17 protein-coding genes are annotated in these 13,032 nt (G+C 60.3%); 10 read left to right on the forward strand and 7 right to left on the reverse strand.

What is annotated here, in order from left to right; genetic code table 11:
• Positions 1-709: 709 nt before the first annotated feature.
• The gene (locus tag AWB94_RS32945) at positions 710-1,912 is read left to right on the forward strand and encodes a hypothetical protein (protein ID WP_131805401.1); all 1,203 of its coding nucleotides are present in this window, start codon (positions 710-712) and stop codon (positions 1,910-1,912) included.
• A gap of 44 nt (positions 1,913-1,956) precedes the next feature.
• On the opposite strand, the gene AWB94_RS32950 is transcribed toward AWB94_RS32945, so the two are convergent.
• Positions 1,957-2,250 (reverse strand): hypothetical protein, encoded by a 294-nt coding sequence (locus AWB94_RS32950; RefSeq protein WP_062659394.1) that lies wholly within the window; start codon positions 2,248-2,250, stop codon positions 1,957-1,959.
• Between the two features lie 253 nt (positions 2,251-2,503).
• Between AWB94_RS32950 and AWB94_RS32955 the strand changes: the two genes are divergently transcribed.
• From AWB94_RS32955 to AWB94_RS32965, 3 genes are all read left to right on the forward strand, one after another.
• Entirely contained in the window at positions 2,504-2,926 is a 423-nt protein-coding gene (locus AWB94_RS32955) for a hypothetical protein (RefSeq protein WP_062659393.1), read from the forward strand.
• Positions 2,927-3,178: 252 nt separating this feature from the next.
• Positions 3,179-3,679 carry a recombinase family protein gene (locus AWB94_RS32960; RefSeq protein WP_457920384.1) on the forward strand — a complete coding sequence of 167 codons (501 nt, stop codon included), beginning with the start codon at positions 3,179-3,181 and terminating at the stop codon, positions 3,677-3,679.
• A complete protein-coding gene (locus tag AWB94_RS32965; RefSeq protein WP_084395472.1) occupies positions 3,658-4,599 on the forward strand; it encodes a restriction endonuclease in 942 nt (313 codons plus the stop codon). Before AWB94_RS32960 ends, AWB94_RS32965 begins: the two co-directional genes overlap by 22 nt.
• A gap of 14 nt (positions 4,600-4,613) precedes the next feature.
• Here the strand turns inward: AWB94_RS32965 and AWB94_RS32970 are convergent, their stop codons facing one another.
• Both AWB94_RS32970 and AWB94_RS32975 read right to left on the reverse strand, forming a co-directional pair.
• The gene (locus AWB94_RS32970; RefSeq protein WP_084395471.1) at positions 4,614-5,513 is read right to left on the reverse strand and encodes a hypothetical protein; all 900 of its coding nucleotides are present in this window, start codon (positions 5,511-5,513) and stop codon (positions 4,614-4,616) included.
• A gap of 25 nt (positions 5,514-5,538) precedes the next feature.
• The gene (locus AWB94_RS32975) at positions 5,539-5,760 is read right to left on the reverse strand and encodes a hypothetical protein (RefSeq protein ID WP_062659389.1); all 222 of its coding nucleotides are present in this window, start codon (positions 5,758-5,760) and stop codon (positions 5,539-5,541) included.
• 150 nt (positions 5,761-5,910) lie between these two features.
• Between AWB94_RS32975 and AWB94_RS36175 the strand changes: the two genes are divergently transcribed.
• Positions 5,911-6,132, forward strand: coding sequence for a hypothetical protein (locus AWB94_RS36175; protein ID WP_084395470.1), 222 nt, complete (start codon positions 5,911-5,913; stop codon positions 6,130-6,132).
• 7 nt (positions 6,133-6,139) lie between these two features.
• On the forward strand, positions 6,140-6,283 hold the full coding sequence (locus AWB94_RS35415; protein WP_165605394.1) for a hypothetical protein: 144 nt from the start codon (positions 6,140-6,142) through the stop codon (positions 6,281-6,283).
• Positions 6,284-6,306: 23 nt separating this feature from the next.
• On the opposite strand, the gene AWB94_RS32985 is transcribed toward AWB94_RS35415, so the two are convergent.
• The 4 genes from AWB94_RS32985 to AWB94_RS33000 all read right to left on the reverse strand — a co-directional run bounded on the left by AWB94_RS32985 (position 6,307) and on the right by AWB94_RS33000 (position 8,198).
• Entirely contained in the window at positions 6,307-6,582 is a 276-nt protein-coding gene (locus AWB94_RS32985; RefSeq protein WP_234811968.1) for a hypothetical protein, read from the reverse strand.
• 20 nt (positions 6,583-6,602) lie between these two features.
• Positions 6,603-6,836: a hypothetical protein gene (locus AWB94_RS32990; protein WP_062659386.1), complete on the reverse strand. Its 234-nt coding sequence runs from the start codon at positions 6,834-6,836 to the stop codon at positions 6,603-6,605.
• Between the two features lie 88 nt (positions 6,837-6,924).
• Positions 6,925-7,359 (reverse strand): hypothetical protein, encoded by a 435-nt coding sequence (locus AWB94_RS35585; RefSeq protein WP_109762581.1) that lies wholly within the window; start codon positions 7,357-7,359, stop codon positions 6,925-6,927.
• Positions 7,356-8,198 carry an RNA polymerase sigma factor gene (locus AWB94_RS33000; RefSeq protein ID WP_062659385.1) on the reverse strand — a complete coding sequence of 281 codons (843 nt, stop codon included), beginning with the start codon at positions 8,196-8,198 and terminating at the stop codon, positions 7,356-7,358. Before AWB94_RS33000 ends, AWB94_RS35585 begins: the two co-directional genes overlap by 4 nt.
• A gap of 237 nt (positions 8,199-8,435) precedes the next feature.
• Here AWB94_RS33000 and AWB94_RS35425 point away from each other — a divergent pair, with 237 nt between their 5' ends.
• The 4 genes from AWB94_RS35425 to AWB94_RS34845 all read left to right on the forward strand — a co-directional run bounded on the left by AWB94_RS35425 (position 8,436) and on the right by AWB94_RS34845 (position 12,642).
• Positions 8,436-8,612, forward strand: a complete 177-nt coding sequence (locus tag AWB94_RS35425) for a hypothetical protein (protein ID WP_165605393.1) — start codon at positions 8,436-8,438, stop codon at positions 8,610-8,612.
• Between the two features lie 844 nt (positions 8,613-9,456).
• On the forward strand, positions 9,457-10,641 hold the full coding sequence (locus AWB94_RS33010) for a DUF262 domain-containing protein (RefSeq protein WP_062659383.1): 1,185 nt from the start codon (positions 9,457-9,459) through the stop codon (positions 10,639-10,641).
• Complete coding sequence (locus tag AWB94_RS33015; RefSeq protein ID WP_084395469.1) at positions 10,634-11,740, forward strand: AAA family ATPase; 1,107 nt, start codon at positions 10,634-10,636, stop codon at positions 11,738-11,740. The genes AWB94_RS33010 and AWB94_RS33015 overlap by 8 nt, the downstream gene beginning before the upstream one ends.
• Positions 11,740-12,642: a hypothetical protein gene (locus AWB94_RS34845; RefSeq protein WP_131805400.1), complete on the forward strand. Its 903-nt coding sequence runs from the start codon at positions 11,740-11,742 to the stop codon at positions 12,640-12,642. The genes AWB94_RS33015 and AWB94_RS34845 overlap by 1 nt, the downstream gene beginning before the upstream one ends.
• Positions 12,643-13,032 lie beyond the last annotated feature (390 nt).

The following is a 13,032-nucleotide window of genomic DNA, read 5'->3' on the forward strand; positions in this document are numbered from 1 at the left end:
CGAGCATCCTCGATAACGCGCCACGGTGGTCCCATCCCCCTGGCAATCAGGTGGTCCCATCACCCTGGCAAGCGACAGGTAGGAGCACATGCTCCTACCCCGACTTTCTGTTGCCGTCAGGTTCGATTAGGCGGCGCATTCCCAGTTGGGAGGGTTGTTGGTACTGATGCGAGCGGGGCATACAGCGTTCGGGTCTGCCGAGAGGTCGGTGATGACGCCTCCGTTTGGCGAAGTGGAGGTTCGCTTGCACCGCCACGAGTACGCGTCGCGGGGGGCTACCTGGTAGGCCTGCGCGGGATAGAAGTCAGCGCCACCGGGATACATGTTGCTGCATGCGGTGTTCATGTCGATGATTTGCCCGGGTGCAGCGCCGGCGGTCGGGCACACGCTCAGCACGGCAAAAGCCGTAGCGAAAGCGCCTGCAACGGCCAGGCGGCGAGATCGAGTGATCACCATGACTGAGAACTCCTATCTTCGTGCATCAAGAAGGTGCACACGTCATATCGTAATACGCTCGCACATCATTACAAGAGTCCACTAGCGGAAACTGGCAGCAACCCGCGCCAATGTGGCGAGGTGTTTCTAAGATTGCGCGGTGGGGACAAGCAGGGGCGAGCGCGACGACGTATTCGAGGCGCAGGCCGTCCGTGACGAGCAAAGAGTGCGGCGGCTGACAACAATAGCTACCGCGGTACTCACAAGTGCGGCGGTGGAGGGGCAGCTCGACAACCTACTGGATGATCAAAACCTGCGCGAGGCGATGGGGGATGCGTATCGGCAGGCCAAGACTCAGCAGGGAAGTCCCGAGGACAAACTCACCTATCTAGTTGCCGCCGCCGCTGCGGTCATGTTGGTGCGTCAGCGTCGGAGAATTTTCTGCCGGAACGGCGAGCCCCAAGCGTCGGCGCAGAAGCTAAGCGACACAATGGATTACGGCTACATCATTGGCAGCTCGCTCCTGCTCGCGATGGCAGTTCTTGAAGACTTCAACGTGGACATCCCCGTTGATGCTCAGCCGCAGATGCGCACGAGCCTGCTCAACCATCTGAGCGAGGTCGACGCGCAGGAGGTGGCGAGATACCCAACGCCCAACGCCGTAGCGACAATTGCTCGCTGCCTACAAGAATTTAAAGATCTCAAGAGTCTGGCGGCCGAAGTGCCCGCGCCACCGCCTGAGCGAGGGCGATTCTCCGCAGGTCACCTGGCGGCCGCCGGTACGGCGGCCGCGGTGGTCTTCGCTGTGATCGGTGGACTCGTGGTGTCGCAAGTTACCCCTGTGCGGGAATTCTCTGGAGGCGAAACCGACGCAGCAGCCTCAACGGGAGCTCCGGACAGCACGGGGGTACCGGTGGATCCGATCACCTTCTTGCCCAAGCGTCCCCCTGCAGTGACGCTTTCTCAGACGTTGCCCAATACTGACGTGCAGCTATTCGCTTTTCCCGACAGTGCTGACCCCAGCGGGGAAACCCAGACCGTGCCCGGCTACCTCCCGCCAGTGGGCGCTCCGGTGATGGCTATCAACGATCGGCTCACCTTTGAGGTGCGGCTGTCGATCCGGGACAAGGAACTGCCCCCAGACACATTGTCACTGTCAATCAACGCGGTCACCCCAACTGTCATCACCGAGTCGAAGCTACTGGCCAACCGCGACCACGCCGAAGAGTTCAAGCCCACCCTCAACGTGGGTGACCCGGTGGCCGTCCCGCCGATCGCGAAGGACGGCACGTCAACCGTCTATCGCTTTGTTCTGGCGGCGCTTCCCTCCAAGCCGACCGAAAACGGCTACTGGTGCGGATACACACCCAAACCGGTGTCGATCCTGGTCACTAAGGGCGATAACTATGAATCAGCGATTACCAGCTATCCCGTATACGTCATGCGCGACGAGTTAGTCGCCGGCGCGCCCTGCTGACGTAATTCCGGCTGCCGGGCCAATACGCCCGAGCCTAAGAAGGGTTAGACGCCGCCACCGCTCCGCTGAGACTGCTCCTCAGCGCTGACGTTTCGGCTAACAAAATCGGCGAGAGAGTCCAGTTCGGCAAGAGACTTCTCCTCGTTGGCGCGCAGTCGAGCGCGGACCTCGGCCTTGAGCGCGTCGATCTGCCCTTCTGCCTCGGCGAGAACTTTGTCGGTAGCCAGGCGAACCAGCGCGGACTCCGATATCCCCTTGGCTGCCGCGAGCACCGCAAAACGCTGGGCATACTCAGCGTCCACTCGCGCCTGAAGTGTCTTGCCCTTGTCTCTGGCCATCACAGCTCTCCTAGCAGGTATCGCATCATCAGTTCGGCGTACGTACGCCCGTGCGGCGAATGCACGCACACATACACACAGTCGTACTGCATGCATCAGAAGTTACACCACTTCGCCGCCACTTCCTCGCGAACTAGTAGCTCAACACACCGTACTGACGTCTGCCTTCCCCACCACTTGACCGTTTGACGGTGCGCGCGTAATACTGTGAGTACGCCCGAACCGGTCGGGTCCACAACAAGGGAGGTTGGCGATGGCCACCGAAGAGGCACAACAGACCAACTCGCAAGCACAACACCGCTCGGGTTGGACGCAACACCCCGCCGTTCGGCGGCTGATGAAATTGGTGATCGCGGCCGTCGCAGTCGCCGGGCTGGTCGGCGTTGTTCAGCCCGCAGTGACACCCGCGGTTGCTCAGGCGGCCGTCATCCAGGGGCCGGACAAGGTCGGATGGGGACGCGCGGCAATCCTGTTCAACCGGGACGAAACCCTCAAGATCGGTATCGGGGGGTTGGTCAACGTTCCACCGGCCGGCCCCATCAGTGCGGCATTCGCTGTCGCGAAGGCGGGCCTGGCGCCCATTGCCCTGAACTACTACAACCGCGGACTCTGCAGCGCCTACACATGGTCAGTTCGGCCGTGGGACAACCAGGGCTTCATGAGTCGAAAGTGCTAGCTACAGCGTCTACGCGGCCCCGGAGTCCACCAGGACTCCGGGGCCGCTTTTCATTACGCCCGACAATCAACCGAAAAATGGTCACTTGCCATAGACGTGCGTCGCGCGGGGCGACACCCGCACCCGGTGTGTCCCACAAATGTGTCCCTAACCAGCTCTACCGTGGACAGGGTTAAAGACACACCAAGGAGGTGCGCGCAGATGGCACTACTGGGATACGCCCGTGTCTCCACCCTCCACCAGTCACCGCAGATGCAGCTCGCCGCACTTGAACAGGCAGGCGCAGAACGCATTTGGACAGATCAGATGTCAGGAATGCGTGATGATCGACCCGAGCTGGCCAATCTCCTCGATTACGCCCGCCGTGGCGACGTCCTGATGGTCTGGCGGCTCGATCGCCTTGGCCGATCCCTCACCCATCTGCTGACCATCGCCGGAGACCTGCAGGACCGCGGCGTCGAGCTGCGCTCGCTCACCGAATCGGTGGACACCACCACACCGGGCGGGCGACTGATCTTCCATGTCTTCGGAGCCGTCGCAGAGTTTGAACGTGCCATCGCCGCCGAACGCACCGCGGCCGGGGCGGCCACCGCCCGCGCCGCCGGCCGGCATCCGGGCCGACCTGGTCTGACCGTGGACACCATCGCTGCGGCCAGGGCTCTCGGCGAAGCGGGCACTCCCCGCGCCCAGATTGCCCGCACGCTCGGCATTTCTCGTTTCAGCGTCCACCGATGCCTGGGTACGGCTCAGTGACGCCGCCGCGGCCGCTGTCAACGGCCATCCGCAACGAAGTTCTCGCGGCGTGCCGAGCGGCCATCTACTACCGCGGAGACCTGAAATCACTCATGCTCGACGCTGGCGTTCCACCAGCGATTTACAACCGGTACGACCACCCGGAGAACTCAAAAGTTAAGATTGCGCGCAGCATCCTCGATGAACTTCGCGAACTCGGGCAAAACGGTTGGTCGGTCCAGCGTCAGATCGTGGTCGAGCTATGCGGTATGCAACGCCCTGCAAACGGTGTCGAAGACGTCGCCGCCGGCCGCGATGCCCTTGACGCACTGCGGCGAACCGCCGCCCATGAAGGCGTCATCATCGACACCGAACAGGCCGCCAGGAACGACCGAGCAACGCGAGCCGCGAAGCGCCAACAGCACATCACCGAGCAACATCAGACCCTCGGCCGGCTCCGCGTCGAGTTTTCGGCGCTTGCCCGCAGCAAGCCGCAGACGAACAGCGAACGCCAGGCCCGCGGTTACCAGCTCGAAAAGTTGCTCGCGGAGCTTTTCCGGGCCAACGAGCTGGAGTACACCGGATCGACCAGGCAGCCCCACGAGCAGGTCGATGGCTCTTTTCACTTCCGCGGCTTCACCTATCTCGTCGAAGCACGCTGGCGCAGCCAACCGCCCGACAAAGAGGACCTCGCCGGATTCAAACTCAAGGTCGACGGCAAGCTCGAAAGCACCCGCGGTCTGTTCATCTCCATGGCCGGCTTCGACGAGGAAGTGCTGCAGTACTTCGCCAACGTCAGCGGAAAACGCAACGTCATCTACATGACCGGTCAGGACCTCGCGATCATCTTCGAGGGGACCATCAGCCTCGAAGATGCGCTCCTCCGCAAGATCGACGCCGCAGAGAAGAACGGCCGGTACCTCATCAACCTGCTTGATTAAGTGCGCCGACGCCGTCAAGGATGAGGCTGAAGTCGCCTGCGCGCTATGTCGATCACCTGCTGAGACCACGGCATGTAGGCGGGGACGTGAGGTCCAGGTCCATCATCGGGGGAATTGGCGATCGCGCGCAGACCGGGCCTGCCGCCAAACAAATCATCGAACTCGGCCACTGCCTGGAACGCCGACGACATGTTGTCCAACAAGAGGGTCTCGATGGCTGTGTTCACCGTGGTCAGCGGCTCGGTGATCGCGTCGGCCAACTCGAGGAGATCGGGATTCTCTCGGAGTCCCACGATCTCCGTTTTCACCGCCTTCTTCATATCGGATTGGGCGATGAAGGACCGATCGATCGTGACGCGAAACCTGGACTGGATGTGACCGCCGACCAAGATCTGCTTGACCGCCGCGGTGACGGCCTCCATCGATTCGTGCACCATCACGTTGCGCAGTCGACACAGGAAGCGGTAACCGGCGTATCCGTCGTACAGATCGTGAAATTGGCCCGCCACCTGGCTGTATGTGTTGCTGTCCTCGCCGTAAGCCTTTTCAATACGCCGCAGCATTTGATCCTGGTGATAGGCGACCGACGAACACAGCGACAGCGCTGTGCCGCGCAGGCTGGTCAGCCAGGTGGCGAAGGTGTCGGGCGCAGAATTGGGCTGAATCAGTCCCGCGTCCGCAGCCTGGTTGGCAGCCATCACGGCTGAATGCAACAAGCTCTTCGACGAGGCGAAATAGGTGTAGATAGAGCCGAACAAAACCCCGGATACCTGCTTATAGGCCTGCCTGTATCGCGTGTAATCCTCAACCGGGAGAACGCATATTCGCTCGAAATGCGACACCTGCCCCGAGGCGTCGGCCGTTATCAACAGCGCTCCGCGGGGCTCTATCGGCAGGTCGCCGGGAATCGTCATGCTTATTGATGTCCGCTTCTGCGTTTCACTCGTCGGGGATGACGGCTCCAGGCCTGAAGGCCTCGCCGGCGTTGAACTCGTCTTCAAAGCGGTCGCACAGTTCGGTGATCGCTTTGCGGATGAAGTTCTGCTGGTGACTGATGCCAGTGTACGGCCGTGTCCGCGTAATGGTGTTGACCATCCGCTCTTTCAACTCCACGGGCAACGACAGCAGGATGTCGGCGGAGATGAGGTCGCTCTGAGCCATCCGAACATCTTTGCGTGCTCTGGATCATGATCGTGCACGGTTGGCGAACTGCGGCTAGCTCCCCGTGTTCGGGGAGGCGGCCTATCCTGCGAAGGTGACGGAGGAGAGCGGCGATACCGGGGTGGTGCGGCCCGTTGCTCCCCCGCGCCGGTGCGCGAGCGGCCCGACCTTGGTGTCCCGGATGACCGCGATGAGCCGTCTGCCGAGGACGACTGGCCTGTTGATGATCTCGACGACTGGCCTTTCGATGATCTATCCGTTGACGTTGCGCGTCTACGCGAATCGCTGATGGAGTCAGAAGCCGACATCGCCGCAGGCCGCACGTTCGGCGAAGACGAGATCCGCGCCCGCTACGGTGTTCCCCGGAAATGAGGTCGAAGTGATTCACGTGGAAGCCGAGCCCGACCCGGATGACCTCGATGTCGGCTACGCCCAGCTGGCGTCGGAGTTCAAGAGCGAGAGCGCCGATGTTGAACGGCGGGCTGCGCGGGACCGCTATGCGGGTCGGACCGGAGAGGCGTAGAGAAGAACTCGCCGGCCGTGTGTTCAGATCAGCCGGGGGTCGCCGTCTTCGTCGAGGACGATGTGCCGTTCGCCGCGCTGGAGTGCGTCGAGGGCGAGGTCTATCTCGTGAACGGCGAGATCGGTGATCCGGCTGGGGCCGAGGACGATGATCTCGTCAGCGTGATCAGCGCCGCCGCCGGCCGCCAGACCGACGTACTCCGCGTTGGGGGCGACGACGAACTGCAGATCCCAGCCGATGACGTCTCCCACCTCGCGTGCGCGTCGGTCGAGAGCTTGCACGTCGTCGTCGGTCAGCACGTGATGCCCCTCCCCCGCCATCAGGTGTTGTCGGCGCTTCTGCGGCGCAGCGTGTTCAGCTCGTCGAGCAGCTGCTCGTAGCGCTGAAGGGACATGACAACGGCGGCGGGCTTGCCGGCGGTGTCGGCCAGGACGACGTTGCCGCCACTTGTGGTCACCTGATCGATCAGGCGCTGATGCAGTTCGCGGACCGGGATCAGCTCACTGGGAACGGCTTGCGCGCCGCCGAGGGCTTCAACGGTGGTACGGATCATGGGATTTCGCCTTTCAGAAGTGGGTTGGTCTGGTGTCCCCTCGGCCCGCCTGTCGAGCCGAGGGGACGCCGCCGAATCCGGTTGATGCTCAACCGCGTTCGGTGACCGTGGTGTTGGGGTGACGTGCGGCCGTGGAGCCCTTCACGAACTTGCCGGTGATGGCACTGCGGTGATGGGTTCCGCTGCTGCGGTTGGCGCCCCGTTCGGTGACCGTGGTCTTGGGGTTGCGCGCCGCGGTGGACGCCTTGACGTAGCGACCGGTGGTCGCGCTGCGGTGATGTCCCTTAGCCATTGTCTTGTCCTTTCGGTTTGTCCGGCCCGGTGTTGAGCCGGATACCGGTCTATAAGTGCGCTCGTCGGCTCGATCCCTGAATTCCCCGGAATCGTTTCGGTCGCCCTCGGCGGCGCGGCGGGCCAGGGCCTCGCCTTCGGCGGCGGTCACCGACCTGCGGGCTACTCGCGCGGTGCGGGTGCCCAATGAGCTGGCGTTGATCAGTGCGGTGAGGTGCTTGATGGTGGTCACGACGTCCTCTTTCGGTTTCGGAGTTGGCGGAGTTGGTGGCCGAGGAGGTTTTCCACGCTCTTCGCGTCGCGCAGCCCCAGCTTGTCGGCGATCTCGCGCTGGGTGAAGCCGTGCTCCTGCAGGAACAGCGCTCGGCGCGCCCGGTCAGTGGTCAGCAGGCCCATCGCTTCGGCCACCGTGTCGTTGGCGACGATGGTCTCCTCAATGCCCTTGATGACGTCGAACCGGTCTTCGGGGAGTTCGTCCATCGGCGTGGTGGCCTCCTGGATGCGCTCCTTCTCGGCCCGCAGTGCGCTGCGGTAGATGTTGGCGAACTGATAGAGGCACTGGCCGATGAAGAAGGTGCCCAGCGACGCCCCACCCGAGGACTGCCAGCGGTGGGTCTTGAGTACCTTGTCGCGGAAGTAGATCAGCGCGGCGACCACGGTGTCGGTGGCGATGTCGTCGATGGTCTGGTCGTCGGGCCAGCCCTCAATGCGACCGAGACCGTAGCCGGTCAGCGCCTTGGCCTTGCCGTAGATGGTGCCGTGGCGGATCCAGGCGCGCAGCACGCCAAGGCCGTAGCGCGACAGCTCACGGGAGAACCGCTCCCACAGCCGGCCGGTGAACTGCTCCAACTGCAGCGCCAGCAGCAGCTCCTCATCGGCTTGAAGACGCCGCAGTCGTTCCAGCTGTTCCAGCTCGTCGGCCAGTTCGGCGGCCAGTTCGGCGGCCAGATCAGGGTCGTCGAGCCAGGCACCGACCAAACCCTCATCGTCGCCCTGGATGTCGCCCTGGATGTCCGGTTGTAAGCGCGCGGCATCAACGGGCGGGCCGGGGCGGCGAGCCGGTCGATCCATGGCTACATCTCCAGGAGGCGAGAAAGAGACAACCGATCCCTACGGTTGTCGCTTCCTCTTAAGTCCGCGCGTACCGCCTACCCCTGAAACCTAGAAAATGTCTTTTCCAGGCAAGCGGGCGCGGGCCGTGCTGCGACCATTGTCCCAGGTTGAGCCGACAGAACGGGCGTACAGACGGGAGGCAGCTCGCCACGTGGGGCTCCTTGTGAAGCGGGGCGTTGGCCTTATCCTGAGGGAATGACTGCGGAGACCGGTGACAACGGATTGGAGCTGCCGTCTCTGCCCATGTCTTCGCATCGAGATGATCTGGAGATCGCCTACGCCCAACTGGCGACAGAGTTCCACAGCGGCACCGCCGATGGTGAACGTCGGTCTGCGCGGGACCGCTACACGGGTCGGCCCGAAAAAGCGTAATAGCAGAGAATTCGGTCGATCGCCAGGATCGGCCTGGTGCATGCGACGCGTTCCGCGGTACCCGATTTCCCGCTTTCCGCGCATGCCGCGCCATCGCCCGCACGGCTCCGATCGCGACACCGTGACTGGTCGCGATCGTCGCCAGCGTCTCTCCCCACTGAGCATCCGTTCGATCGCCGCGCTAGCCGCCGCCTATTCCTCGCCCAGCCGCTCGGACTCTTCGCGCTTTAGCTGCGCGTCGGCCTGTGCGCGCAGCTCCGCGCGCCGCGCCTTCTTCCACTCGGCAGTATCAGCGAGCTCATCGACCGCGTGCAGCAGGACCGTCGCGTCCTTGAGATTTCCCCTACGCGTGCCGCGCGCTCTTTCTTGGCACGCCGGAACGCGTCCACTGCCCGTTGCCGGGCCCTCGCCTTAGAGGTGCTCGCAGCCGTCATGGTCGAGGACCCCAGAAACGTTCGGGCCGAGCAGGCCGCCACCAAGGCCACGTTCGTAATCCACCAGTTTGTCGTCCCTCGAGCTGCGTTTCCGTAACTAACACCCACCGCACCTCCGCTCGCACCGCGTCAACCACTACGCCGCCTTCAGTCACGCTGTCCTCGCACCCCGTTTGCAGCCCAACAACAGAGCACACACCTCTTGCACTAAGGTCTGCGATCCGCCGATTTTCGACGGACGAAAGCAACACAAGACTGCTAGCCCAGTCGCATCGCGCGAGGCGCGCGAGGGTGGAGTAAGCATGAAGTCTTACTGCAGCTGAACGAACTGCGCTGACTTGGGAACGGGAGGAAACGACGACCGCGCGACATGCCAGGTCGACCCTGCGCTTCGCAGATACAGTTATCGCATGTCAACGGAAGCGCAGAACGATCCAGCTTCGATCGCACTTGAGGCGCTCACCGAATCAGGCCTCGGAAGTGGGGTGGAAGTCGAGGCTGGTGGCCAAGATGGAACCTCAGCCCGCATCGAGATACCTTTCGATCCGGATCGTATTGACGTAACGACCAGAAATCCGACCATTGATCTCGTCCTCTCTCGCGCGAAGTCCGGAGCGATTGACCTCGAACCCGACTTCCAGAGAAAGGCCGGGATCTGGGACAACCGAAGGCGTAGCCGACTTATTGAGTCAATTCTGCTGCGAATACCACTACCAACCCTGTACGCAGCCGAAGACAAAGACGAGAACTGGATCATCGTAGACGGCATCCAACGTTTAACCTCGATTATCCATTTTTGCGATAGTCAACTCATTAGTAAATCACCTTTAGCCCTAGAGGGCCTCGAATACTTGCATGACTACGAGGGCCTAACCTTCGAAGATCTCCCGAGCAAGCTTAAGCTCCGCATCCGCGAGACCGAGCTAGTGCTCCACGTTATCCGTCGAGGGACTCCAGATCCTGTCAAATTTAATATCTTTGCACGGATTAACACTGGCGGTATGCCACTTTCCAATCAGGAGCTTCGGCATGCGCTAATCTCCGGTCCGGTAAGGCAGCGGCTGCGCGAGTTGGCGCTTAGCCAAGAATTTATTAAAGCGACCACAGGCAGCGTCAGAGATGATCGAATGGCTGACCGCGAAATGGTGCTTCGTCACCTCGCCTTTGAATCGATCGACGTGATGACTTACACAACACAAGACTTTGATGGATTTCTAACCGATAGGATGCATTTTCTCAACTCCTTGCCTGAATCCGAGTTCCGAGTATACGCGGAAACCTTCAAGCAATCGATGACTGATTGCCATGGCTTATTCGGCAGGCAAGCCTTTCGAAAAATTTCCCGAGAGTACCTGCCGCGCATGCCAATAAACAAGGCGTTATTCGAAGCTGTGTCGGTCAACGTCGCAAAGCTAAACCGCTCGGAAATAGAGAAACTGAAAATCCGAAAGTCCGATTGCGAAGAGGGAATGGCTAGACTAATGGACGATACGCTATTCGTCAACGCAATCTCCTCTGGTACCGGCGATGCCAAAAAAGTTCGATACCGCTTCGATCGGATCAAAGACATGCTAATGGAGTTGGCCCATGCTTGAATACTTCACGATTCGCAACTTCAAGCGCTTCGAGAGCGCTACATTCAGACTAGAAGATTGCACGCTACTAACAGGGATGAATGGAGCTGGCAAGAGCACAGTGATACAGGCTCTTAGCTTGATTCGGCAATCGCTTGAATCTGACGCTATTAAACACGGTTCTTTAGATTTGAACGGTAAGTACGTGCAAATTGGCACGGGGCGAGATGCGCTCTGCGAAGACTTCCAACCACTGTATGACAATGACGAGCGCCCGTATATCGAATTTGCGCTGACTTCTGACAGCGGAACTAGAACTCGATTGTTGATTGACTACGAAGCCAGCGCAGATCACTTAAACGTCTCGGTTGACGGCCCTCTCGATGACACTCCTATCGGCTCTTTCGGCTATCAGCATGTGCGTGCCGACCGAGTCGGACCGGAAGTGGTGTCGGCTCATTCATTTGAGCACACCGAGAGGCAGAAAACGTTAGGCGCGAGAGGAGAATACGCGGTCGATATGCTTGGTGCTGCAGGCGACCTCCATGTCTCAGAACGCCGACGCCATATCGAAGCACTTAGTGGTACCCTTCTTGACCAGACCAATGCCTGGCTCGGAGAGGCTTGCCCAGGAGTAACCCTTGGTGTTCACTCGATCCCGAATACTGATTCCGTTCGCCTTGACGTTGGGTTTGGCGGCACAGCTGGATTGTCTGCATCTAATCGTTTCCGCCCCACTAACGTCGGTTTTGGCGTCGCATACGCGCTTCCCATAGTCATAGCCTGCCTAACAGCGCAACCCGGATCCCTCCTTGCAATTGAGAACCCAGAAGCCCACCTGCACCCACGAGGGCAGTCGAAATTAGCTGAATTGTGCGGGGCTACGGCCGCTGATGGCGTGCAACTACTTGTCGAAAGCCACAGTGACCACTTCTTGAACGGGTTGCGACTTGCGGTTAAACAGATTGAAGACCTCAAAATCCAGGTTTACTATTTCGATCCCTCTATCAGCGACGGCTACATGGCCATCGATGTGGACAATCGCGGCATGCTCTCTGATTGGCCGGCAGGGTTTTTCGATGAGGCTACCCGCCTACTGAGTCAAATAGTGAGACCGTAATGGACCTTGAGTTCGCTCTAAATGACGCCTCGTTTGTACCTTCTACTATTGCTTCGGAACTTCACGCTGAGTTCGCTCGCGGCTTCCAATCAATATTTTCTCAAGACCATATAGTTTCCATCTTGAACATCGATTCTTTTTTTATGCAAGATAGTGACGGAGTAAGCTACTTCGACCATATTATTACCCATCTTCCTCGAGACGACAAGGAGCAGCTGTTATACGCGCTTGGAAGATGCCCGCTTGGCTGGTCGTCTGATAGCTCATGGCCCGGCCACAATGATATCGAGGCCACAGTTTATGGACTCAAGTCCGCCGGCGCGGCCATGGCTGTCCACAGAGGTGCAGGCCTTGCCGGAATAGCAACATCTGACGAGTTACGATCTCGAAAGTTGGCAGTCCAGGTTAGCGAGTTGGACAAAGAAGCCGACCGTATCAAAGAGCGCAGCGTAGACCTTGAGCATTGGCACGACCCATCGACAGCGTCCGACTTTCACTTGCGCATTATTGGTCAGCTCCGAGGACAAATACGCAGCGCGCGAGAACTATGGCGCCTGAAATCGGTTGTTTTTCCACGTCTCCGATTCATCAATCAGTGCCAAAACCAACTGTCTGGGCTAGAGCACGAAGCTTTTATACAAGTGATAAACCGCTTAACCGAATTGAACGAAGCAGCGACGGAGTGGCCAGATACCGCACCGTCGCCGACGTGGGGAAGCAGGGTGACCCCAGAATACGAAAACCGTAGGCGGTTGTGCTACTTCACCGACAACGAGGGGGAGACTCACCTCTACGACTTGCACGCTCGGTATACACCCGGAGCAGGGCGTATCCACATTCGTCTGCTCCGCAGAGAGCGTATGATTGAGGTCGCTTATATTGGTATAAAGCTGGGCACTTGACCTGTAGCCATCACCCCGGTCACTTGATCCACCTACGTCTGAAGCACCAGAACGAATAAATGCGCCGCCGCTCTAGCCAATCGGCCACCCCGGTCATGAGACCTCCTGAGACACTGCGCATCTGATGCAAGGAGGTAGGCGAACGCATTCAGGCGCCGGCGCAACGCAGACCGCAGTGCTCCTAGCGGGGGTACCGCAGTAAGTACCGCAGCGCTTTCAATCCGGCTCAGCACCAGCCAACACCCCCAGCACTGCCGTTCCAGCTAGCGACGCTGTAGCCAGCAGGTACTGCTAGCAACCAGCGCAACAAACCGGCTCTTCACAGATGAGGGTGTAGAGGTGGTTGGCGCGTCGTTGCCGGGATAGAGGTCGAGGTCTCTCGAAAATGAG

It is taken from the genome of Mycolicibacterium canariasense (assembly GCF_002101555.1).
GTDB lineage: Bacteria > Actinomycetota > Actinomycetes > Mycobacteriales > Mycobacteriaceae > Mycobacterium > Mycobacterium canariasense.

Excerpts from the sequence above, each read along its gene's own strand:
- AWB94_RS32950 (WP_062659394.1), bottom strand. The coding sequence starts at position 2,250 with ATGGCCAGAGACAAGGGCAAGACACTTCAGGCGCGAGTGGACGCTGAG.
- AWB94_RS32955 (WP_062659393.1), top strand. The coding sequence starts at position 2,504 with ATGGCCACCGAAGAGGCACAACAGACCAACTCGCAAGCACAACACCGC.
- AWB94_RS32960 (WP_457920384.1), top strand. The coding sequence starts at position 3,179 with ATGCAGCTCGCCGCACTTGAACAGGCAGGCGCAGAACGCATTTGGACA.
- AWB94_RS32965 (WP_084395472.1), top strand. The coding sequence starts at position 3,658 with ATGCCTGGGTACGGCTCAGTGACGCCGCCGCGGCCGCTGTCAACGGCC.
- AWB94_RS32970 (WP_084395471.1), bottom strand. The coding sequence starts at position 5,513 with ATGACGATTCCCGGCGACCTGCCGATAGAGCCCCGCGGAGCGCTGTTG.
- AWB94_RS32975 (WP_062659389.1), bottom strand. The coding sequence starts at position 5,760 with ATGGCTCAGAGCGACCTCATCTCCGCCGACATCCTGCTGTCGTTGCCC.
- AWB94_RS32990 (WP_062659386.1), bottom strand. The coding sequence starts at position 6,836 with ATGATCCGTACCACCGTTGAAGCCCTCGGCGGCGCGCAAGCCGTTCCC.
- AWB94_RS33000 (WP_062659385.1), bottom strand. The coding sequence starts at position 8,198 with ATGGATCGACCGGCTCGCCGCCCCGGCCCGCCCGTTGATGCCGCGCGC.
- AWB94_RS35425 (WP_165605393.1), top strand. The coding sequence starts at position 8,436 with ATGACTGCGGAGACCGGTGACAACGGATTGGAGCTGCCGTCTCTGCCC.
- AWB94_RS33010 (WP_062659383.1), top strand. The coding sequence starts at position 9,457 with ATGTCAACGGAAGCGCAGAACGATCCAGCTTCGATCGCACTTGAGGCG.
- AWB94_RS33015 (WP_084395469.1), top strand. The coding sequence starts at position 10,634 with ATGCTTGAATACTTCACGATTCGCAACTTCAAGCGCTTCGAGAGCGCT.
- AWB94_RS34845 (WP_131805400.1), top strand. The coding sequence starts at position 11,740 with ATGGACCTTGAGTTCGCTCTAAATGACGCCTCGTTTGTACCTTCTACT.